The sequence below is a fragment of the Streptomyces sp. MJM8645 genome (assembly GCF_001625365.1).
Lineage (GTDB): Bacteria > Actinomycetota > Actinomycetes > Streptomycetales > Streptomycetaceae > Kitasatospora.
Map to the genome: position 1 here is coordinate 3741153 of NZ_LJJF01000001.1, position 21486 is coordinate 3762638.

The 21486-nt window shown below is 74.5% G+C and carries 16 protein-coding genes and 1 tRNA gene; 8 read left to right on the forward strand and 9 right to left on the reverse strand.

The features are described 5' to 3' along the window. Positions 1-255 precede the first annotated feature (255 nt). Entirely contained in the window at positions 256-1596 is a 1341-nt protein-coding gene (locus A6F73_RS16030) for a peptidoglycan-binding protein (protein ID WP_063348435.1), read from the forward strand. A gap of 234 nt (positions 1597-1830) precedes the next feature. Here A6F73_RS16030 and A6F73_RS16035 read toward each other — a convergent pair whose 3' ends face one another. Beyond that, entirely contained in the window at positions 1831-2586 is a 756-nt protein-coding gene (locus A6F73_RS16035) for an RNA methyltransferase (RefSeq protein WP_063351248.1), read from the reverse strand. Positions 2587-2600: 14 nt separating this feature from the next. Further along, positions 2601-3338: a TetR/AcrR family transcriptional regulator gene (locus A6F73_RS16040; RefSeq protein ID WP_063348436.1), complete on the reverse strand. Its 738-nt coding sequence runs from the start codon at positions 3336-3338 to the stop codon at positions 2601-2603. Positions 3339-3437: 99 nt separating this feature from the next. Between A6F73_RS16040 and A6F73_RS16045 the strand changes: the two genes are divergently transcribed. Next, positions 3438-4106 (forward strand): hypothetical protein, encoded by a 669-nt coding sequence (locus tag A6F73_RS16045; protein WP_063348437.1) that lies wholly within the window; start codon positions 3438-3440, stop codon positions 4104-4106. Positions 4107-4176: 70 nt separating this feature from the next. Here the strand turns inward: A6F73_RS16045 and A6F73_RS16050 are convergent, their stop codons facing one another. The 4 genes from A6F73_RS16050 to A6F73_RS44025 form a co-directional block, all read right to left on the reverse strand. Further along, positions 4177-6297, reverse strand: coding sequence for an FUSC family protein (locus A6F73_RS16050; RefSeq protein WP_063348438.1), 2121 nt, complete (start codon positions 6295-6297; stop codon positions 4177-4179). A 10-nt stretch (positions 6298-6307) separates the two neighbouring features. Next, a complete protein-coding gene (locus tag A6F73_RS16055) occupies positions 6308-7423 on the reverse strand; it encodes an HTTM domain-containing protein (RefSeq protein ID WP_244293636.1) in 1116 nt (371 codons plus the stop codon). Positions 7424-7641: 218 nt separating this feature from the next. After that, positions 7642-8301 (reverse strand): DUF5819 family protein, encoded by a 660-nt coding sequence (locus A6F73_RS16060; protein ID WP_063348440.1) that lies wholly within the window; start codon positions 8299-8301, stop codon positions 7642-7644. A gap of 147 nt (positions 8302-8448) precedes the next feature. After that, positions 8449-9639: a rhodanese-like domain-containing protein gene (locus tag A6F73_RS44025; RefSeq protein ID WP_063348441.1), complete on the reverse strand. Its 1191-nt coding sequence runs from the start codon at positions 9637-9639 to the stop codon at positions 8449-8451. A 355-nt stretch (positions 9640-9994) separates the two neighbouring features. Here A6F73_RS44025 and A6F73_RS16070 point away from each other — a divergent pair, with 355 nt between their 5' ends. Then, positions 9995-12808, forward strand: coding sequence for a SpoIIE family protein phosphatase (locus tag A6F73_RS16070; protein WP_244293406.1), 2814 nt, complete (start codon positions 9995-9997; stop codon positions 12806-12808). A 37-nt stretch (positions 12809-12845) separates the two neighbouring features. Here A6F73_RS16070 and A6F73_RS41485 read toward each other — a convergent pair whose 3' ends face one another. Both A6F73_RS41485 and A6F73_RS16080 read right to left on the reverse strand, forming a co-directional pair. Continuing rightward, the gene (locus A6F73_RS41485) at positions 12846-13643 is read right to left on the reverse strand and encodes a hypothetical protein (RefSeq protein ID WP_159398469.1); all 798 of its coding nucleotides are present in this window, start codon (positions 13641-13643) and stop codon (positions 12846-12848) included. 172 nt (positions 13644-13815) lie between these two features. Continuing rightward, the gene (locus tag A6F73_RS16080) at positions 13816-15585 is read right to left on the reverse strand and encodes a phosphatidylglycerol lysyltransferase domain-containing protein (protein ID WP_063351250.1); all 1770 of its coding nucleotides are present in this window, start codon (positions 15583-15585) and stop codon (positions 13816-13818) included. Between the two features lie 401 nt (positions 15586-15986). Here A6F73_RS16080 and A6F73_RS16085 point away from each other — a divergent pair, with 401 nt between their 5' ends. After that, on the forward strand, positions 15987-16637 hold the full coding sequence (locus A6F73_RS16085; protein ID WP_244293637.1) for a response regulator transcription factor: 651 nt from the start codon (positions 15987-15989) through the stop codon (positions 16635-16637). Next, complete coding sequence (locus A6F73_RS16090; RefSeq protein ID WP_063348442.1) at positions 16634-17782, forward strand: histidine kinase; 1149 nt, start codon at positions 16634-16636, stop codon at positions 17780-17782. Before A6F73_RS16085 ends, A6F73_RS16090 begins: the two co-directional genes overlap by 4 nt. 51 nt (positions 17783-17833) lie before the next feature. Here the strand turns inward: A6F73_RS16090 and A6F73_RS16095 are convergent. Then, a tRNA-Leu gene (locus A6F73_RS16095) sits at positions 17834-17917 on the reverse strand. Between the two features lie 418 nt (positions 17918-18335). Between A6F73_RS16095 and A6F73_RS16100 the strand changes: the two genes are divergently transcribed. From A6F73_RS16100 to A6F73_RS16110, 3 genes are read left to right on the forward strand one after another with little or no spacing between them, the layout of a single operon-like run. Beyond that, on the forward strand, positions 18336-19199 hold the full coding sequence (locus A6F73_RS16100) for a DUF3662 and FHA domain-containing protein (protein ID WP_063348443.1): 864 nt from the start codon (positions 18336-18338) through the stop codon (positions 19197-19199). A gap of 46 nt (positions 19200-19245) precedes the next feature. Next, entirely contained in the window at positions 19246-19788 is a 543-nt protein-coding gene (locus A6F73_RS16105) for an FHA domain-containing protein (RefSeq protein WP_063348444.1), read from the forward strand. 53 nt (positions 19789-19841) lie between these two features. Next, positions 19842-21467, forward strand: coding sequence for a protein phosphatase 2C domain-containing protein (locus tag A6F73_RS16110; protein WP_063348445.1), 1626 nt, complete (start codon positions 19842-19844; stop codon positions 21465-21467). Positions 21468-21486: the final 19 nt, after the last annotated feature.

Genomic DNA, 21486 nt, shown 5'->3' on the forward strand with positions numbered 1-21486 from the left:
CCGTCCTCGAACCGGCCCGTGCACCCCCGCCACGCCTGACCGGCCGCCAGGCCCCGCACCGGCACTACCGTCTCCTCCTCGCCCCCGCCACGCCCGGGCCGCCGAACGGTTGTCACCCGTCCGGCGCAATCCGCCGTGCCACCTTCCGCCCGCTTTGGGACTTTGGTCCCGATAACACGCGGGGCCGGCCCGGGAAGGCCAGTCCTGTCACGCCGTCAGGCGTCGACCAGGAAGACCGCAGGAAAGAGGCGGAGCATGACCCGTACCGACCACCTGTCCCCGCTGCTGGAGTTCGACGAGGTCGAACCGGACGAGGACTGCATATGCGGGGGCTGCAGCGCCCGCCGCCGCGCCCGGCGGCACGCCGCACCGGTCCACGAGGGCGGGCACGCCGCGGCCCGCAGCATCCGCCGCCGGGCCGCCGTGCTGATGGCCGCCGTCGGCACCGCGGTGGGCGGCGGGACGGCCGCCGCCGGACACGCCACCGCCGCCCCCACCCCCGGCCCCACCCCGGGCGGCAGCAGCACCGCCCAGCCCCCGCAGACCCCGCAGGGCGAGGTCAGCGGCCTCTACGGACAAGCGCCCGGCGCCCGCGCCTTCGCCGCCCCGCGCGCCGCCACCCAGCCGCCCACCCGGGCGCAGATCATCCAGCGCGCCCAGGGCTGGGTCGACCAGCAGGTGCCGTACGGCATGGGCAGCTACTGGTCGGACGGCTACCGCCAGGACTGCTCCGGCTTCGTCTCGATGGCCTGGGGCCTCGGCAGCAGCCAGACCACCTGGACCCTGCCGAACTTCGCCGAGCGGATCGGCAAGGCCGACCTCCAGCCCGGCGACGTGCTGATCTACAACAACCCGGCCAGCCCGCAGTCCGGGTCGCACGTGACGATCTTCGGCGGCTGGACGGACTCCTCCCTCACCCGCTACCTCGCCTACGAGCAGACCTCCCCCGGCACCAAGAAGCGCGACACCCCGTACGCCTACTGGAACAACTCCGGCGCCTACGTCCCGTACCGCTACACCGGCCTGTCCGGCGGCAGCAACGACGGCGCCCCGGCCACCGCCTTCCCGGGCACGGACAAATTCGGCCCCGGCGCGAACAACGCGTACGTCACCGAGCTCGGCCGGCTGCTGGTGCAGCGCGGTGGCGCCCGGTTCTACTCCGAGGGGCCCGACCCGCGCTGGGGCGAGGCCGACCGGCGGGCCACCCAGGCCTTCCAGGAGGCCCAGGGCTGGCGCGGCGCCGAGGCCGACGGCATCCCCGGCAAGGACACCTGGGACTACCTGGTCAACGGCAAGGGCCGCGCCATCGGCGCCGGCACCACCCCGCTGCCGCCGCCGGTCCAGCCCGGCACCGGGGCGCCCGCCTTCCCCGGCCGGCAGTACTTCGGCCCGGGTCAGAACAACGACCAGGTCCGCCTGCTGGGCGAGCAGCTGGTCCGCAAGGGCTTCGGCGGCTCGTACGGCGTCGGCCCCGGCCCGCGCTGGAGCGAGAGCGACCGGCGGGCCGTCCAGGCCTTCCAGCAGGCCCAGGGCTGGCGCGGCGCCGAGGCCGACGGCTACCCCGGCCCGGACACCTGGCGCCGGCTCTTCGCCTAGGCCCTGTCCGGCCGATCTTGGCGGATCAGCCCGCGGCGTTGGGCGCCCGGCTGGGCGTGCGCCCAAATCGTCCTCGTACTGGACGTACTTGGGCGATTCGGGCGTGCGTCCAGGCGGGATGCGTAATGGGGGTACCTCCCGGCCGAAGGCTGGGGGAGTCGCGGGCCCGGCAAGATCGGCCGGACAGGGCCTAGCCCGTGAACGGCGTGGTGCCCGCCCGGCGGGCGCCACGCCTCACCCCTGCGGCTTCGACGACATCCAGTGGAAGAGGCCCATCGCCACGCTGGTGGCCAGGTTGAAGCTGGACACCCCCGGCTGCATCGGCACCGAGACCAGGTGGTCCGCCCGCGCCTTGAGCTCCGCCGAGACCCCGTGCCGCTCGGTGCCGAAGGCGAGCAGCGCGTCGTCCGGGAACGGCAGCGTCCGGATGTCCGCGCCCTCCGGGTCCAGCACGTACAGCGGCCCGGCGGGCAGCTCCGGCAGGGCCAGCCGCTCCACCGCGGTGGCGAAGTGCAGGCCCGCGCTGCCGCGCAGCACGGTCGGGTGCCAGGGGTCCAGATCGCCGGTGGTCACCACGCCGGTGGCGCCGAAGCCGGCCGCCAGCCGGATCACCGCCCCGACGTTGCCCAGGTTGCGCGGGTTCTCCAGCAGCACCACCGGGGCCGGGCGCGGGCGCCGGGCCAGGGCCGCCAGGTTCGCCCCGACGGACGGCCGCGCGGCCAGGGCGACCACCCCGGTCGGGTGCAGCCGGGGTGCCAGCGTCCGCAGCCGGTCCTCGGGCAGCTCCACCGCCAGCGTGTCCAGTGCCGGGGCGACGTCCGGCGCCAGTTCCCCGGCCAGGGCCAGCAGCGCCGCCCGGTCGGCGGTCAGCACCCGCCGGACGTCCCCGCCGAAGCGCAGCGCGTGCTTCAGCGGGTGGAACCCGTCCAGCAGGACGGCCCCCGGCTCCCGCTCCGCCGCCCGCCACGCCCGCAGCACCTCGTCGTCCATGGCGTTCATGGCGTTCACTCTGCCACCTCGCCCGAGGCCGTCTGATCCAGGGCCACCTGATCCAGGACCGCCTGATCCGGGGCCACCCCGCCCGGGGCCACCCCGCCCGGGACGATCCCGCCCGGGTCGGGCTCGCCGGGGCGGCCGGCGGCGGCGATCACCTCGTCGAAGCCGAGCGGCCGGCCGGTCGGGCCGTCCGGATCGGCGGCCAGGCCGGCGAGCGCGAGGTCGAGGTGCCGGTGGACCAGCGAGCCGTCCGCGTCGAGCGCGGCCAGCGCGCCCGGCAGCGGGCGGGACACCCGGACGCAGAGCAGCACCAGGTCGCCCATCCCCACGTCGGCCCGCAGCCGCCCGACGTCCTGGGCGGCGCGCAGCAGTGCCTCGACGGCGGTGACGGCGTCGCGGCGGACGGCGACCAGGTCCTGGTCCACCACCAGCCGCTCCAGCAGCACCACGATCGCCGCGCCCATCCGCAGGTCGGCGGCGGCGTGCACGAAGCGGCGCAGCGCCCGGTACGGGTCGGTCTCGTCGCGGCGGGCCTGTGCGGCGGCCTCGGCGAGCCGGGCCAGCAGGTCGGTGACCAGGGCGCGGACCAGGGCCTCCCGGTCGGGGAAGCGCCGGTAGAGGGTGGCCGGGCCTACCCCGGCCCGGCGGACCACGGCGTCCAGCGGGGCGTCCGGGCCCCGTTCCAGGAACACCTCGCAGGCGGCGTCCAGGATCCTGCGCCGGCTGCGTTCCGCGTCGGCCCTCATCGGCAACTCCCTAACCGGAGAAATTCTCTCCCCCTATGTTAGCGTCCAGTGAAGCGGAGAAAATCTCTCCGCATCGTTGAGGAGCCGAGGAGTGACGCCGTGACCACCACCGCGCTCACCGTCCACACCGACATCGACGGCACCAGCCACCCGCGCGAGGCCGTCCTCGCCTGGGAGCTCGACCGCGCCCGCACCGCCCTGCGCCTGCTCAAGCAGCGCCTCGGCGACGACCGGACGCGCGAACTGCTCACCCCCGACACCACCGCCGCCGACACCGCCCTGGCCGCCTGGGCCCACGCCTCCGGCGGCCGGTGGAGCACCGCCGTCACCGAGCTCACCGCCACCGGCATCGACGCCGACCGCTTCCTCACCTGGTGGCAGGGCCGCCTGCACGCCCCCGACCGGGACGCCCTGCTCGCCGCCAACCCCGAGCACTACCTGGCCGACTCCACCGGCGAACGGGTCGAGATCATCGAGACCCTCGGCACCGGCCCGGCCCGCTTCTTCCTGCGCTTCCACGACGACGTCCCGATCGCCGGGCCCGGCCACCAGGCCTTCCCGGTCCGCATCGGCGGCACCGGCACCCTCGCCGACGGCACCGAGGTGCTGCGGGTGATGCACGAGTTCGCCGACACCCCGGACGGCCTGCGGATCCGCCTCACCGTCCAGTTCCCCGAGGCCGCCCCCGCCCTCCTCGGCACCGGCCACCAGTGGCACTTCGCCTGCGAGTTCGCCAACTGGCTGGAGGCCGCCGCCCGCGCCGCCTGACGCCCCGGCGCCGTTCGCCTCCCCGACGTTCGCCCCCGCCGTTCGCCCTTCCAGGAGGGGCGAACGGCGCCTACTGCGGCCCCCGCACGTCCTCCCGCCCCCGCAACGCCCGTTCCAGGTCCTTCAGCGCCTGCCCCAGCAGCCGCGTCCCCGCCCGCACCACGTCCCGCTGCACCCCCGCCGGCGCCTGCGCCAGCCGTTCCTCCAGCCGCGCCTGCGCCTCCCGCACGGCGCCGAACTCCACCGGCTGCCCGGTGAGCAGCGCCGCCCCCGCGAGCGCGGTGGCCAGCCGCAGCTCCTCCGCGTACTCCGCCGTCCCCGGCACCGGGTCGGCGTCGGCGGCCGGCAGGTGCGCCTCCAGCAGGACGGCGACCCGCCCCAGGTGCCCGACGGCCGCCCGGGCCCGGTCGACCTGGCGCCGGGACACCCCGGGCAGCCCGGAGGCGTGCCGGCCCGGTTCGGCGTCGGCGCGCTGCATGGCCTGGAGCAGTTCCGAGCGGGCCTCCCGGGAGTCCAGTAGCGCGGCCCGCACGGCCCGCCCGCGCGGCGCGGCCGGGTCCTCGTAGCAGGCGACCACCGCGGCCGCGTACCGCCCGGCGGCGGCGAGCCACTCGGCCAGCCGCTCCCCGAGCCGGGCGGTCTGCCAGGTCGGGAAGAGCGCGTACGTCACCAGCGCCACCGACCCGCCGAGCAGGGTGAGCCCGACCCGTTCGAAGGCCGTCGTGAGCGGGTTCCCGGCCTGGAGCCCGAGCAGGAACACCACGTACGTCGAGATCCCGACCGTCGTCAGCGCGTACCCGGTCTGGAACGCGAGGTACGACCCGCCGATGCACAGCACGGCCAGCGCGGCCAGCACCCACTCCCCGGGGTGGGTGAGCTGCACCACCAGCGTCGAGACGGCGACCCCGACGACCGTCCCGGCCAGCCGGGCGACACCCCGGCTGTAGGTCTGGGCGAAGTCCGGCCGCATCACCATCGCGGCGGTCATCGGCGCCCAGTAGCCGTGGTGGAAGCCGACCAGTCGGGCCAGCAGGTAGGCGACGGTGACCACCCCGGCGAGCCGGACGGCGTGCTGGAAGATCGCCGAGCGCGGCCGCAGCTGCCGGCGCACCGTCCGCAGCGCGACCGGCAGCATCCGGAGGATCGACGGCTTGTGCAGCGCCCCGCCCGCGCCGATCACGGGTGTGGTGATGGTGTCCGCGTCGCCCCGCTCCAGCGTGTCCGCGGCCTTGCGCAGCAGCCCGCCCAGCCGGCGGGCCGACCGCCGGGCCGCCCCCTGCAGCCGCGGCCCCTCGTCCGGCGGGACCAGGGTGAGCGTGGGCGCCGAGCGGGGCAGCCGGACGGGGTCGCCGGTGCGGACGGCCCGGGCCAGGGCGTCCATGACCTCGGCGGCGGCCGCCAGCACCTCACGGGCCCGGTCGCGTTCGGGCCCCTCCTCCGGGGCGCCCACCTTGGGGTCGGCGAGCGCGGCCAGGGTGGGCCGGATGCGCTCGGCGAGGCCGCGCAGGCCGCGCAGTTCGGCCGGCCGGTGGCGGTCCTGCCAGGGGGTCAGGGCGGCGGCGTGCCGGGCCGTCATGAACGGCGCCGGGTCGACGTGCGCGGTCGGGTCCTGCCTCAACCTGCGCGCGTAGTCGGCGAGTTCCGCGTAGGTGTCGGCGAGGGCGTCCCGCTGGGCACTCCAGCTCCCGATCGGCCACAGGGTGATGACGACGGCTTGGACGACCCCGCCGAGGGCGGCGACCAGCCCGTGTCCGAGCGCGGCGGTCGCGCTGACCGGGAGCTGGACGACGATCAGCATCACCGAGACGGTGTTGGTCGCGACCACCCCGGCGGTCGGCCCGATCGCCCAGGCGAGCCCGGCGCCGAAGGCCCACACCGCGAGCAGCACCGGGAACAACCCGGGCACCCCGGCCGCCAGGTAGCCGAGGAAGGTGCTGACCCCGAGCCCGGCCCCGGCCGCGACGGCGAGGCTGGCCCGGGGCCGGAAGCTGCGCTGGAAGGTGGCCGTGCCGGCGATGAAGGCGCCCATCGCGGCCGAGGTGGCGAGCGCGACCCCGCCGAGCGCGAGGGTGGGGAAGAGCACCAACGCCACCGCGACGGCCCCGCGCAGGGCCCGCTTGGGGTCGGTGAGCGCCCGGTCGAGGGTGAGTCCGGTCCGCGCGGTGTCGCGAAGGGCGGCGAACCAGGACATACGGGTCAGCCTAGGGCACGCCCTCGGCGACCGGCGCTCGTGACCGCCGGATCCGCCGCAGCCGCGCCGCCGCCCAGAGCAGCGCGCCGGTCGGCAGGAACACCGCGTCCGCCGCGATCATCGCGAGCGAGAACACCGGCAGCCCGAGCAGCAGCGCGATCCCCAGGTGCTCGGCCAGCAGCACGGCCAGCAGCACGTTCTTGACCCGCCGGTTGAGCAGCGTGAACGGGAACGCGACCTGCACGATCACCGTGCCGTACGAGATCAGGAAGACCGGCAGCAGCGCCGCGCCGACCAGCCCGGACAGCCACGGCCAGGGCGTGAAGTAGTCCAGGTGCAGCGGGTAGTACAGCGCGGTGCCGTCCTGCCAGCGCGAGCCCTGCACCTTGTACCAGCCGGCCGTCGCGTAGATCAGCACCACCTCGACGGCGATCACCAGCATCGCGCAGTTGTGCACCATGTTCGCCAGCGCGTCGAGCACCGCGCGCGGTTCGCCGTCCGGCCGCAACCGCCCGAGCGTCCACCAGAGCCCGGCCACCGCCCAGAGCCCCCAGAACAACGGCGCCCAGCCGACGTACGGGAAGGTCCGGACCGTCCAGGTGAGGCTCTCACCGGAGAAGCCGCCGACCTGGCAGGCCGCCAGGACGGCGCCGAGCAGCACCCAGAGCACCACCCCGGCCCGCCCCGGCCGGGCCCGCCGGGCGTCCAGCGACCACACCTCGGCACAGCGGGTGAAGACCAGGTAGACCGCCATCAGGTGGACGACGTTGTCACCGCCGTCGCCGAGGAAGACGTTGCGGTTCTGCAGCGACAGCACGGTGACCAGGAACAGCACCGCACTCGCCCTGGTCCGCCAGCCCAGCACCACCGCGACGGCGGCCAGCACCGCCAGGTGGTAGACCAGCTCGGACCAGGGCCGCCCGCCGAACCACGGCAGCACGGTGAACGCCCCGTTGTCGGTCAGCAGCCGCTCGGCCAGGTCCATCGACCAGGGCGACCGGTCCCCGTACAGCACCCGCCGGTTGGGCCACTCGCGCAGCAGGTAGGCGAGCCAGACCAGCCCGAAGCCGATCCGCACCACGGCGGCCTGGTGGCGGCCCAGCGCCCGCCCGGTGAAGGCCGCCATCGCCCGGGCGGCCAGGTCGGCCGGGCCGGGCCCGCGCGGCGCCGGGTCGGGCCGGGGCCCGGGGGCCGAGCCGGCGGCGGGCGGTTGCCCGGCCTGGCGCGGGATGCCCTCCGACCACCGCTGCTCGGGCTGCGGCGATACCTCCGGCGAGAACTCGGGCGAGAACTCGGACGCCACGTCGGGCGAGAGTTCGGGCGACACCTCCGGCGACACCTCGCTCACCCGAGCTCCCGGTAGTCCTCGTCGTCCACCGGCCACCAGGGCAGCTCCCGCACCTTCGGCGCCGGTGGCGCGGCCTCGCCGCTCCAGGACGGCGGTGGGACGGTCACCGCGGTGGCCCGGAACTCGATCTCCAGGATCCGCTCGCCGTCCACCTCCCGGCCGATCCGCTGCAGCGCGATCCGCTTGAGGTACTGCTCGGCGAGCCTGCCGCGGGTGTTGGTCAGTGCCTCGTCCTGCGGGTTGTGCGAGCCGTCGTAGAAGTCCCAGGCCCGGCGCAGCAGGTTCTGGTCGACGTGGCTGGGGGCGGGGTTGTGCCGGATCGCGGCGAGGTCCTGCGCGGTCAGCCCGGTCCAGTCGCGGGTGCGGGTAGTGCCGTCGGCGGCGGCCGTGCGCACCCGGGCGTCCAGGCTGACGTTCTGCTGCAGCGGATTCGGCGCGAACAGCCGCCAGTTCTGCTCGAACTCCGGGTACACCAGGCCGTCGACCTCGTCCCGGTACTGCCGGGACAGCGAGTTGGCCGGCGCGACGTGCAGGAACACCGCCGCGAGGAAGAGCCCGGTGCCGACCACCAGCACCGCCGCGGTCAGGCCGAGCACGAGCTGCGCGGGCGTCGACCAGACCCGTCCGGCGGCCGGGCGGTCCGTCGTCTCCGTCATGGCCTCCCCGGCCCGGTCGGCGCGCCGCCCGGGTCCCGTCCCGGCGCGGTCGCGCGCCCATCCTGCCCTACCGGGCGAACACGACGGTGCCGGACGGGGCCACCGGACCACCGGACCACGGGGCTACGAGGCCACAGACCTACAGACCTACAGGACGAAGGCGTCCTGGTCGGTGCTGCTCACCATCGGACGGCCCGCGCCCTCCCAGGCGTACATGCCGCCGTCCACGTTCACCGCGTCCCGGCCCTGCTGCACCAGGTACTGGACGACCTGCGCGGAGCGGCCGCCGACCCGGCAGAGCACGTACAGCTTCCCGTCCGGCAGTTCGCCGATCCGGGCGATGACCTCGCCGAGCGGGATGTGCAGCGCGCCGTCCACGTGGCCGGCGTCCCACTCGTCCTGCTCGCGCACGTCCAGCAGGGCTGCGTCGGCGGGCACTGCGGCGGCGGTGGTGGAGGGGATCTGCGCGAACATCGTGTGGCTCTCCTGGGGCTGGGTCGGGTCGGTGCCATTGTCGCCCACCGGCTGCCGGTGGCCGTCGCCCGCCGCGGCCGGGGCGCCGAGCAGCCGCTCCAGTTCGGCCTGCTGGGCGGCGGCCTTGGCGAGCAGTTCCTCGGCGAGCTGCTCCAGCAGCCGGTCCGGGTCCTGCGGGGCCAGCGCGAGCAGCTGGCCCATCGGGGTCTGTTCCAGCCGGACCTGCTCGGTGGCGGTCTCGGTGATCTTGCCGGTCAGCCACTCCAGCCGGCGGCGCAGCCACTCCAGCCGGTCGGGGGAGTCGGCGCCGGGCGCGGCCTCGGGCGCGGTGGACCACTCGGCGGACAGGCCCTCCAGCGCGGCGGCGTCGCCGACCGCGTAGGCCTCGTTCACCCGGGCCAGGAACGCGGCCCGGCGCTGCTGCTCGGCCGGGTCGGTGCTGAGGTCGGGGTGGGCCCGGCGGACCAGCTCGCGGTAGATCCGCTGGGCGTCCCGCCCGGGGCGCACCCGGGCCGGCGCGGCGGGCGGCGGCGGGGCCGCCTCCTGCTCCCGGACGGAGTCGAACAGCGCGTCGAGGTCGGGCAGTTCGTCGACCTGCCGGCGGGCCTCGGCGGCCCGGCGGAGGTCCTCGGGGTGCCCGGTCCTGGCCGCGACCGCCTCGGCGACCAGCGCCTCCAGCTCGTCCAGCCGGGCGTAGAGCGGGCCCAGCAGCTGATGGTGGATCAGCGCGAAGTTGTCGATCTCGACCCGCAGCGTCTGCACGTCGACGTCCATGCTGAGCCAGGCGAGTTCGGCGGCGGCGACCCGCTCCTCCAACTCCTGCTGCTGCGGGTCCGTCCAGCGGACGGGGCTCTGCGCGGTCACTTCTCGCCTCTGTCTCGTCCGGCCGGCTGCGTCCTGCGGAGCCGCCTCGCGGGGTGGCCCGGCCTGCCACCCTACCCTCGCGCGCGAAAGCCCCGTCCGGGTGAACGGGGAGTGCGAACCGGCGCGCGCCGCACGGCACGCAACCGATCCTGAGGAATCTCCCCGTTTCGCTATCACGCCCGGGCCGGTCCGTGCTTCGCTAGGGCGTGTCTGATGATTCGCGTCGGATCAGCGCGCGGCGTCGGGCACCCGGCGGACTCGTTCAGACACGCCCTCAAGCCCGGCACGATCCACAGGACACGCCCCGGGTTTCCGCACAGCGTGCCTTCCTCCGGAGAGACGGCCGCCTCCAGGCGTGGCGGCCAGGCGGGAGCAGACCGAATCCATGGTGGCCGAGTCCAACTCCACACCGCGTCCGGCGGACGCCGAGGCCGTACCGGGTGACCACCCGACCGGCGTGGCCGCCCTGGTCCGGCTCGCCCTCGTCCTGATCGACCGGGCCGGACGGATCGCCCAGTGGAGCCGGGCCGCCGAGGAACTGTTCGGGCACCGCGCCGAGGTCGCCCACGACCGGCCGGCCAGCGGACTGCTGCCCGCCGTGGAACCGCTCGCCGCCCCCGGCCAGGCCGCCGGGTCCGCCGTGCGCCGCCGCTGCGACGCCCTGGACACCCTGGCCGCGCTGACCGCCGACGGGCGCCCCTGGGCCGGCCAGCTGGCCGTCATCGACCGCGAGGAGCACCTGCGCGACGTGCTCTGGTGGGCCTGGCCGCTGCCCGACCCGTTCGGCGGCCTGCTCGCCCTCGCCGCCGACGCCCGACCGCTGCGCACCGCCGGCCCCCGGCTCGCACTCGGCGAGCGGCTGCTGCCGTTCGCCGCCACCCCGCCCGCCCGGGGCGGCTTCCACCGGCTGGGCGCGGCCCTGACCCCGCCCGGCCGGCTGCGCGCCGGTCTGCTGTCGGCCGACCGGCTGGCCGGGCTGCTGCCGGCCGGTTCGGCCGCCCGCCGGGCGCTGCTGCTCGACGTGCTGGACCAGGCCGGTCTGCCCGCCCTGCGGCTGGACCCGGCCACCGTGCTGCCGGTCCTGCCCGCCGACCCGCAGACCGCCGCCGCGCACGCCGCCGCCGGACTCGGCCGCCGCTACCCGACCGCCCAGCAGCGCGCCGCCCGGGTCGGCCCGCCGCCGCAGCCCGAGCAGTCCGCGCCCCCGGCCCGGACGGTCCGGGGGCGGACGCCCGGCCCGCTGCCGGCCCAGCGCGAGACCGCCGAGCGGTCCGCGGCCGCCCAGCCGTCCGGCGCCGTCGGCGCCCCGGCGGGCGTCCCACCGACCACCCCGGCCCCGGCGGTCACGCTCCCGACCGCCCCGTCCCCGACCGGAGGAGGAGCCGCCATCGAGCCGGCCGCCGCCGAACCGCCCGCCAACGGCCGTCCGCCCCGCCGTAGCGACCAGACCCCCACCGGCGCCGAGGGCGCCCCGTCCGGGCGGCTGAGCCCGTTCCTGACCAACGGGCAGGCCGGCGAGCAGCTGGCACTGCTGAACGAGGTCGGCGGCAAGGTCGGCACCACCCTGGACCTCGGCTTCACCGCGCACGAGCTCTGCCAGGTGCTGGTCCCCCGGGTCGCCGACTTCGCCTGCGTGGACCTGGTGGACGGGCTGATCTCCGACTCCGAACTGCCGGCCGCCCGCCCGGACGACGACACCATGCTCCGCCGGGTCGCCCTGGTCTACAACGAGACCGGCGGCGCCTGGGACCACGTGCTGTCCGAGGGCTCGCTGGTCAGCATGCCGCGCCGCACCCCGCCGGGGATGGCCCTGCAGCTGAACCAGCCGGTCCTGGTCCCGGTGATCAGCGCGGACGTCGCGGTCGACTACGCGATCGCGCTCGGCGGGGCCCGGCTGGCCCAGGTGGTCTCCGGCCGCTCGATGCTGGTGGTGCCGCTGTCCGCCCGGGGCACCGTGCTGGGCATCCTCAAGCTGCTCCGGCTGCCGGACCGCGCACCCTTCGACGAGAGCGACGCCGCCACCCTCAAGGAGCTGGCCGTCCGCGCCGCGCTCTCCCTGGACAACGCCCGGCTGCACCGCGCCGAGGCCAGGGTGGCCACCACCCTCCAGCGCTCGATGATCCCGACCCGCCCGCCGCAGATCCCCGGCGTCCAGATCGCCCACCGCTACCTGCCGGGCGACCCGAAGGCCGAGGTCGGCGGCGACTGGTTCGACGCGATCCAGCTGCCCGGCAGCCGGGTCGCCCTGGTGGTCGGCGACGTGATGGGCCACGGCCTGCACTCGGCGGCCGCGATGGGCCGCTTCCGGACGGCCATGCAGACCCTCGCCGCGCTCGACCTGCCGCCCGGCCAGCTGCTGCGGCACCTGGACAACCTGGCCCACAAGCTCGGCGACGACCACCTCGCCACCTGCCTGTACGCGGTCTACGACCCGATCAACCGGACCTGCGAGCTGGCCAGCGCCGGCCACGTCCCGCCGGTGCTGGTGCACCCGGACGGCTCCGGCGAGCTGCTGGAGATCCCGGCCGGCGCGCCGATCGGGGTCGGCGGGGTGCCGTTCGTCGCCAAGACCATCGACGTCTCGGACGGCTCGATGCTGGTGCTGTGCACCGACGGCCTGGTCGAGGTCCGGGGCGGCGACATAGGAGCGGGCCTGGCCGCGCTGTGCGGCAATCTGATCGACCCGCGGCAGAGCCCCGAGCAGGCCTGCGACGTGGTGCTCAAGCGGCTGCACTCGGACGACCGGAAGGACGACGTCGCCCTGCTGGTGGCCCGCTTCGACGGGGTCGCCCCGTCCGAGGTGGCCACCTGGGACCTCAGGGTGGACCACCGCGAGGTGCGCCGGGCCCGCTCGCTGGTCCGCGAGCAGCTGGCCGGCTGGCACCTGGAGGCGCTCAGCGACATCACCGAGCTGCTGGTCAGCGAGCTGGTCACGAACGCCGTCCGGGTGGCCCGGGACCGCGTCCGGCTCCAGCTGATCCGGGTGGACAAGCTGCTGGTCGAGGTCAGCGACGACAACCACAACCTGCCGTCGCTGGAACCGGCCGAGCAGTTGGGCGAGACCGGCCGCGGCCTCACTCTGGTGACCAAGCTCGCCGAGCGCTGGGGCACCGCCCGCAAGGCGGTCGGCAAGGTGGTCTGGTTCGAACTCCCCCTGCCGCACGCCTGACGGCCGGCTGCCCGACGGCCGTCAGACGGCGGGTGGGTCAGGGGACGAGCGCGCCCGCCGGGCGCCGCCGGGCCTCCACCGCGACCTCCCGCGACGCGGTCGCGGCCACCGAGGTGGCGGCCCCGACCCCGGCCAGCACCCGCGGCCAGAAGTCCCCGAACACCTCGACCGCGACGGCGAGCAGCAGCGCGGTGATCACCGCGACCACGTGCTCCAGACCGGCCAGGTTCGGCAGCACGACCGCCTCGCCGACCATCATGACCACCACCAGGCCGGCGGTGAGCCAGGCCCGGCAGCGGAACGCGATGCAGATCGCCAGTGCCACCACCGCGGCCGACGGCCCGGTGTCCCGCACGTAGGCGACCCACTTCGGGAAGCCGAACAGGTGATCCGGGCCGAGTGCCACGCCGATCCGGGCGAACAGCGTGCCCGCCAGGGTGCAGGTGTAGGCCACCACCAGGGTCATCCGCCGGCCGAGCACGATCTCGGCGACGCCGAAGACCACGAACACCTGGGCCAGTGCGCCCCAGACCGGCAGGTCCAGCGCCGGCACGTACAGCGAGAGCGGGGTCCGCAGCAGCGAGACGTCCAGCGGCAGCGCCGCCTTCACCACCCCGATGCGGTTGACGAAGTGCTCACCGCCCGGCAGGTGCTGGGTGATGCTGAACAGGAGGATCAGAAACGTCGCCGCCGTGGCCATCGGAACGGCGGCGAACTTCTTGCGCACCACCGCGTCCCGCACCGTCGCGTACAACGTCCCCCACTCGGCGGCAGCGGCCGATCTGGCCAACACCAGCGACCCCTCCCGCACGCCCCCCGCGTGGGTCCTGTCCATCACAACCGTTACTCCCGAATCCCCGAACTTTCTGAGCTACTCCAACATTAGAAGCCTCTTAACAAATCCACATCGGCATAGATGCGGATCAGGGTCATCCTCTGGGGGGAGGGATATCCCTGACCTCACCCCCTATCCGACCGCCCGGTCCCCTCCGCCCCCCGGCGGAGGGCTACCCCTTCCCGTCCCGCGCCGCGACCGGGAGCCGGGGCGCCACCACGGCGGCCCCGGAGTGCCGGCGGCGGAACAGGGCGGGCAGGCTCGGCGCGACGATGAAGCCCTCGGCCCGCGCGCTGGCGATGCCGATCCGCGGGATCTCGCTGCTCTTCTCGAACAGCAGGTAGCGGGGCTCCCAGATCGGCCGGTACTTGGCGTTCGCGCGGTACAGCGACTCGATCTGCCACCAGCGCGAGAAGAAGCCCAGGACGGAACGCCACAACCGCAGCACCGGGCCGGCGCCGAGCCGCGAACCGCGCTCGAAGACCGAACGGAACATCGCGAAGTTCAGCGACACCCGCTTCAGCCCGACTTCCTCGGCACGCTGCAGCAGCTCGATGACCATGAACTCCATCAGGCCGTTCTCGGTGTCCCGGGCCCGGCGCATCAGGTCCAGCGAGAGCCCGTCCGGGCCCCACGGGACGAAGCTCAGCAGCGCCTTGAGCTCGCCGTCGCCGTCGTGGCACTCCAGCATCACGCAGCGGCCGTCGCCCGGGTCGCCGAGCCGTCCGAGCGCCATCGAGAAGCCGCGCTCGGTCGCCCCGTCGCGCCACTGGTCGGCCTTGGCCACCAGTTCGGCCATCTCGCACTCGGGGATGTCCTCGTGCCGGCGGATCCGCGTCGTGTACCCGGCCCGCTTGACCCGGTTGTACGCCTGGCGGACCACCCGCATCGCCCGGCCGTCCAGCGAGAACTCGTCCAGCTCGACGATCGCCTCGTCGCCCAGCTCCAGCGCGTCCAGCCCGTGCCGGGCGTAGATCACCCCGGCCTCCTCGGAGGCGCCCATCACGGCCGGCGCCCAGGCGTGCTCGCGGGCCTCGGCCAGCCAGGAGTCGATCGCGCCCGGCCAGGCCTCCGGGTCGCCGATCGGGTCGCCCGAGGCCAGCGAGACCCCGCCGATCACCCGGTAGGTCACCGCCGCCTTGCCGCTGGGGGAGAAGATCACCGCCTTGTCCCGGCGCAGCGCGAAGTAGCCGAGCGAGTCCCGCTCGCCCTGCTTGTCCAGCAGCGAGCGCAGCTTCGCCTCGTCCTCGGGGTTCAGCAGCTCCTTGCCGCGCGGGCTGCGGAAGGCCACGTAGAGCACCAGCAGGAAGAGCACCGCGCCCATCGCGTTGATCGCCGCGTTGACCCAGGTCGGCGAGGAGATCACCGAGCGCAGGTGCTCCGAGGGGTTGATCGTGATCATCCGGCCGACGGAGTAGCGGAAGAGGTCCCAGAAGCCCGCGCCGCCGAGCCCGTTGGTCGCCCAGACCAGCAGCGCGCCGACGACCCCGCCGAACAGCAGCCCGCCGACGAAGGTGGCCGCCGCAGTCTTCGGGTTGGAGCGGTCGCCCTTGGACGTGAAGTCCTTCCGCCCGATGACCAGCGCCAGGACGAACAGGCAGGTCAGCACGGTGGAGATGTAGTTGAGCGGGTGGGCCTTGAACCGCTCGCCGGGCATCACCATGGCCAGCAGGTACAGCACCGCGAACATGCTGGCCAGGGCCGCGTTGAAGATCCAGGCGGCCCGCTTGCGCCGCCGCATCGCGATGGCCAGGAAGACCGCCAGCACCGCGCTGGCCAGACCCGAGGTCATCAGGTACGGGGTGAAGTACTCACCCTCGTTGTGCTCGTTGACCTGGTTCCCCCACGGCACCAGCAGCACCGTCGCCACGTTCAGCAGCGCCAGCAGCCGGAGGTACCACACGGAGACGGCGGCGGCCCGCGGGCGCCAGCGGTCGAGCACGCCGACGGGCCGGGGCCCGGTGGACGTGGCGGAAGGCTCCGACTTCACAGTGGACGACACAGCTCAATTCCAAACGATCAGATGGTGGGGCGCATCCGCACACGGCCCGGCGACGGGTGCCCGCAGGGGCCCGACGGACTGACCGGCGGCCCTCACCTCGACCGGGCGCCCACTGAATGGAGCAGGCCGACAAAGGGCAGCCAACTCCATGGTTCCCCACCCGGCCTGAGAATTGCGTGAACCGGGTAGCGGATTCCCACCCCCGCCATGTGGCGGGGGTAAGGACCGCCATCCGTTCGGCGCCCCACCCCGGCTACCCCTACCCTCGAAACGACCCGCGCGGACCGCCCGACCCCGGCCGCCAGAACCGAGGAGGCACCATCACCGACACCCGCGTGCTGATCGTGGACGACGAGATCCTGGTCCGCTCCGGCCTGGGCCTCATCGTCGGCTCCGCCCCCGACCTGGAGGTCGTCGGCGACTGCTCCGGCGGCCAGGCCGAGGAGCACGTCCAGCGCCTGCGCCCGCACGTGGTGCTCCTCGACATCCGGATGCCGGACCTCGACGGCATCTCGGTGCTGCGCCGGCTGCGCGCCCTGCCGGACCCGCCCGCCGTGGCGATGCTCACCACCTTCGACAGCGACGAGTACATCGGCACCGCGCTGCGGGCCGGCGCCTCCGGCTTCCTGCTCAAGGACACCGCCCCCGAGCAGCTGGTCCACGCCGTCCGGGTGCTCGCGGCCGGCGGCAACATCCTGTCCCCGACCGTCACCCGCACCGTGATCGGCGGCTACGTGGACGGCGGCGGCCCGGACGCCGAGGCCACCTCGCTCGCCCGCACCCTCACCGGCCGGGAGCTCGACGTGCTGGCCCTGCTCGGCGAGGGACTGTCCAACGCCGAGATCGCCGACCGGCTCTTCCTCGGCACCGGCACCGTCAAGGACCACATCAGCGCGATCCTCGGCAAGCTCGGCGCGGCCAACCGGGTCCAGGCGGCGGTGCTCGCCCACCGGGCCGGGCTGGTCCGGCCGAAACCCGGCGACGGGGCATGACGGCCACCGAACAGCTGCCGTCCAGACGGCTCCCGGCCTGGTGCACCGCCCCCTGGCTGATGCTGCTGCTGCCCGCCCTCTACTCCCTCCTGGACGCCGCCCTGGTGGCCCGGAACTCCCCGTGGTGGCAGATCGCGCTCTCCACGCTGGCCGCCGTCGCCCTGCTCTGGCGCCGCCGCTTCCCGGTGGCGGCGCTGCTGCTCACCATGCCCGGCAGCTACGTCGACGACATCTGGCTGGCCCCGATCACCGCCGTCTACACGGTGGCCGCCGAACGCCCCCGCCCGCGGATCGTCATCCCCTGCGCGACCCTGTTCACGCTGGTCGAGTTCTTCCACTGGCCGCTGTCCGAGCAGACCCTCGGACTCAGCCGGGACACCGCGCTCTACGCCATCCAGTCGGTGATGCTGGCCGCCGGCCCGGCCGCCACCGGGCTGCTCGCCCGCACCCGGCGGGAGCTGGCCGCCCGGCTCGACGAGCTGACCCGCGGCCAGGAGCGGGAGAGCCGGCTGCTCGCCGAACGGGTGCTGATCAGCGAGCGCGGCCGGCTCGCCCGGGAGATGCACGACGTGGTCTCGCACCAGGTCAGCCTGATCAGCATCCAGGCCGGCGCGCTCCAGGTGAGCACCGCCGACCCGGCCGCCGCGACCACCGCCCGCACCATCCGCGAACTGGCCGTCCGCACCCTCGACGAGCTGCGCCAGATGGTCGGGGTGCTGCGCAGCACCGCCGGCCCGCGCCCGGACGCCCCGCTCGCCCCGCAGCCCCGGCTGGCCGACCTGCCCCGGCTGATCGCGGAGAGCGGGCTGGCCGCCGACACCGAACTGAACCCCGGTGACCGCCCGTGGCCGGAGGCGGTCGAGCGGGCCGCCTACCGCACCGTCCAGGAGGCGCTCACCAACATCACCAAGTACGCCCCGGAGGCGGCGGTGCACGTGAAGGTCCGGGCGAAGGGGCGCCGGCTGCGGGTCGAGGTGCGCAACGACGCGCCCCCGGTCCACCCGGACGAGATCCTGCCGGGCGGCGGCCACGGCCTGGTCGGCCTGCGCGAGCGCGCACAGCTGCTGGGCGGCTCGCTCAGCGCCGGCCCCACCCAGGACGGCGGCTTCGAGGTCCGCGCCGAGCTGCCCGCCACCCGTTCCTGACCGGGACAACGAGAAAGCCCCGCAGATCCGTAGATCTGCGGGGCTTCGCTGTGCGCGAGGGGGGAGTTGAACCCCCACGCCCTTTCGGGCACTGGAACCTGAATCCAGCGCGTCTGCCTATTCCGCCACCCGCGCATGGGTGTCGTCTTCGTTGCCGACCGATCTTCCGAACCGCTCGGTACCATGTGGTCTTCGCGTTTCCTTGGACCGGCCTCCCTGGTGGGCGGCCCTTCCGACGTGGAAAACAGTAGCACGACCCGGGGGGCCGCTCCGAATCCGTTCTTCGGCGGGACGAAGCGCATCCGAACGGATGCACGACGAACGGGCGAGCGAGTGACGGGAGCCCACCCGGGCGGGCACACCTGGCGTGCCGTACCCGGTATGCGTCACCCTGTGTGTCCGAGCCCACCCCCGGGCACCACGCTGTCCGGGAACCGTACGGAAGGGCCCGGCGTGGATACGATCAGTACGGAAGTACCGCAAGTAGGCACGACCGACTCCCGGCGGGATCCGGTCGGCAGGCAGGCGAACGAACCCTGGAAGGGGGTGTCCCATGGGAGTGCTGAAGAAGTTCGAACAGCGACTTGAGGGTCTCGTCAACGGCACCTTCGCCAAGGTGTTCAAGTCCGAGGTCCAGCCCGTGGAGATCGCCGGTGCGCTGCAGCGCGAGTGCGACAACAACGCGAGCATCTGGAACCGCGACCGCACCGTCGTGCCGAACGACTTCATCGTCGAGCTGAGCCCGCACGACCACGAGCGGCTCAGCCCCTACTCCGGGCAGCTGGGCGCCGAGCTGGCCGGCATGGTCCGCGAGTACGCGGAGGCCCAGCGGTACAGCTTCATGGGCCCGCTCCAGGTGAACCTGGAGAAGGCCGACGATCTGGACACCGGCCTGTACCGGGTGCGCAGCCGCACCCTGGCGGCCGAGGAGCCCCAGCAGTACGCCCCGCAGCAGCAGCAGCCCGGATACGACCGCCAGCCGGCCGCCCCGGCCCCCGGCGCACCGTGGCAGCAGACCGGCGCCGGCCAGTACGGCGCGCCCCCGCCGCCGGCCGCGCCCCCGGCGATGCCCCAGGGCCCGCCCGCGACGTCCGGCGGCAACGTCCGCGCCTTCCCCGGCGCCGGCCACGGCGCCTCGCTCCGCCGCTGGATCGAGGTGAACGGCGCCCGCCACCAGATCACCGGCGCGGCCTGCGTGCTCGGCCGCTCGACCGAGGCGGACGTGCGGATCGACGACCCCGGGGTCTCCCGCAAGCACGCCGAGATCCGCCCCGGCACCCCTTCGATGGTCCTCGACCTGGGATCCACCAACGGCATCGTGGTGGACGGACAGCACACCCAGCGCGCTACGCTCCGCGACGGCTCCCGCATCGTCGTGGGCTCCACCACCATCGTCTACCGACAGGTCGAAGGGTAGTGTCCGAGTTGTTCGCGCGCCTCGCTCACCGACAGGCGGGCCGGCCATGTCAGAACTGACCCTCACGGTCATGCGGCTGGGCTTCCTGGCCGTGCTGTGGCTGTTCGTCATCGTCGCGATCCAGGTGATCCGCAGCGACCTGTTCGGGACCAAGGTGAACCCCCGCTCCTCCCGTCGCGGCGCCAACGCCGCTCCGGGCGGCGCCGCCGCCGCTCCGGCCGCCGGGCGCACCGCGCAGGCCCCGGCCGCAGGCCCCGCGGCGGGCCAGACCCAGGGCGGCGGCCGCCGCCGCGGCGCCCCGACCCAGCTCGTGGTGGTGCAGGGCTCGCTGGCCGGGACCACCGTCGCGCTCCAGGGCCAGACCATCACCCTGGGCCGCGCGCACGACTCCACCATCGTGCTGGACGACGACTACGCGTCCTCCCGGCATGCCAGGATCTATCCGGATCAGACTGGGCAGTGGACGGTCGAGGATCTAGGCTCCACCAACGGCACCTATCTGGACCGGCAGCGCCTGACCGCGCCCACTCCGCTCCAGCCGGGCATGCCGATCCGTATCGGCAGGACCGTCATCGAACTGCGGAAGTAGTAGCGCATGAGGGACAGCATCCCGTCCATGACCCAGAGGGGGGCACAGGTCGCATGACCCTGGTGCTGCGCTTCGCCGCCGGCTCCCACAAGGGACTGATCCGGGAGGGGAACGAGGACTCCGGCTACGCCGGGCCGCGGCTGCTGGCCGTGGCCGACGGCATGGGCGGCGCCGCGGCCGGCGAGGTCGCGTCCTCCGAGGTGCTCGGCTCGATCGTCCGACTGGACGAGGACGTGCCGGGCGCCGACCTGCTGACCCTGCTGGGCGACGCCGTCCAGGGCGCCAACGACCGGCTCCGGCAGATGGTCGAGGAGGACCCGCAGCTGGAGGGCATGGGCTGCACACTGACCGCGATGCTCTGGACCGGCCAGCGGATGGGCATGGTGCACGTCGGCGACTCCCGCGCCTACCTGCTGCGCGACGGCTCGCTGGTGCAGATCACCCAGGACCACACCTGGGTGCAGCGCCTGGTCGACGAGGGCCGGATCACGCCGGAGGAGGCCGAGACCCACCCGCAGCGCTCGCTGCTGATGCGGGCGCTCGACGGCCGCGGCCAGGTCGAGCCCGACCTGTCGATCCGCGAGGTCCGCGCCGGCGACCGCTACCTGATCTGCTCCGACGGCCTCTCCGGCCCGGTCAGCCACCAGACCCTCCAGGACACCCTCGGCAGCTACTACTCGCCCGAGCAGACCGTGCAGGAGCTGATCCAGCTCGCGCTGCGCGGCGGCGGTCCGGACAACATCACCTGCATCGTGGCGGACGTCATCGACGTCGGTGCCACGGACACCACGAGCGGCCAGTACAACGACGTCCCGGTGGTGGTCGGCGCGGTCGCCGACACCCCGCCGTCCTCGGCCGCCGCGGACCGCTCGATCGCCGACACCCCGGCCGGCCGCGCCGCCGGCCTCGGCCGCACCCCGCAGGGCGCCTTCGGCCCGGCCGAGGGCTACGACGCCGGCTACGGCGCCGCCCAGGGCGGCTTCGGCCCCGCAGAGGGCTACGAGGGCGAGTACGGCTACGGCTCCGGCGAGCCCTCGGTGTACGGCGCCGAGGAGTTCGACGAGGAGCCGCCCGCGAAGCGCAAGCGCAAGGGCCTCACCGTCTCGGTGGCCGTCCTGGTCACCCTCGGCCTGCTCGGCGGCGCCGGGTTCTTCGGCTACCAGTGGACCCAGGACCAGTACTACGTCGCCAAGCAGGGCGACCACGTCGCGGTCTACCAGGGCATCAACCAGAACCTGGCCGGCCTGAGCCTGTCCTCGGTGCACACCGCGTACAAGGACGTCGAGCTCAAGTACCTGCCGCAGGACCAGGCCGAGCACCTGAACAAGACCATCTCGGCCGACAGCCTGGGCGCCGCCACCGCGACCGTCCAGGAGCTCGACGGCTGGGTCAAGCTCTGCAAGAAGGTCGCCGACGCCCGGACCAACCCGGGCGCCCAGGGCACCCAGGCGGCGCAGGCCACCCACGCCGCGTTCCTGGCCGTCACGCCCACCCCGGGCGAGAAGACCCGCCCCCCGGTGGCCCCCACCACTCCGACCCCGGCCACCCCGACCCCGACGGCCCCGAGCCCGACCGCACCGGCGCCGAACGCCGCCGCGCCGAACACCGGCCCGTCGGGCGACCTCTCCGGGCTGACCGAGGAGGAGCGCAGCCGGGCCGACTCCTGCCCGAAGCAGTGACCTCCGTGATCCGACATAG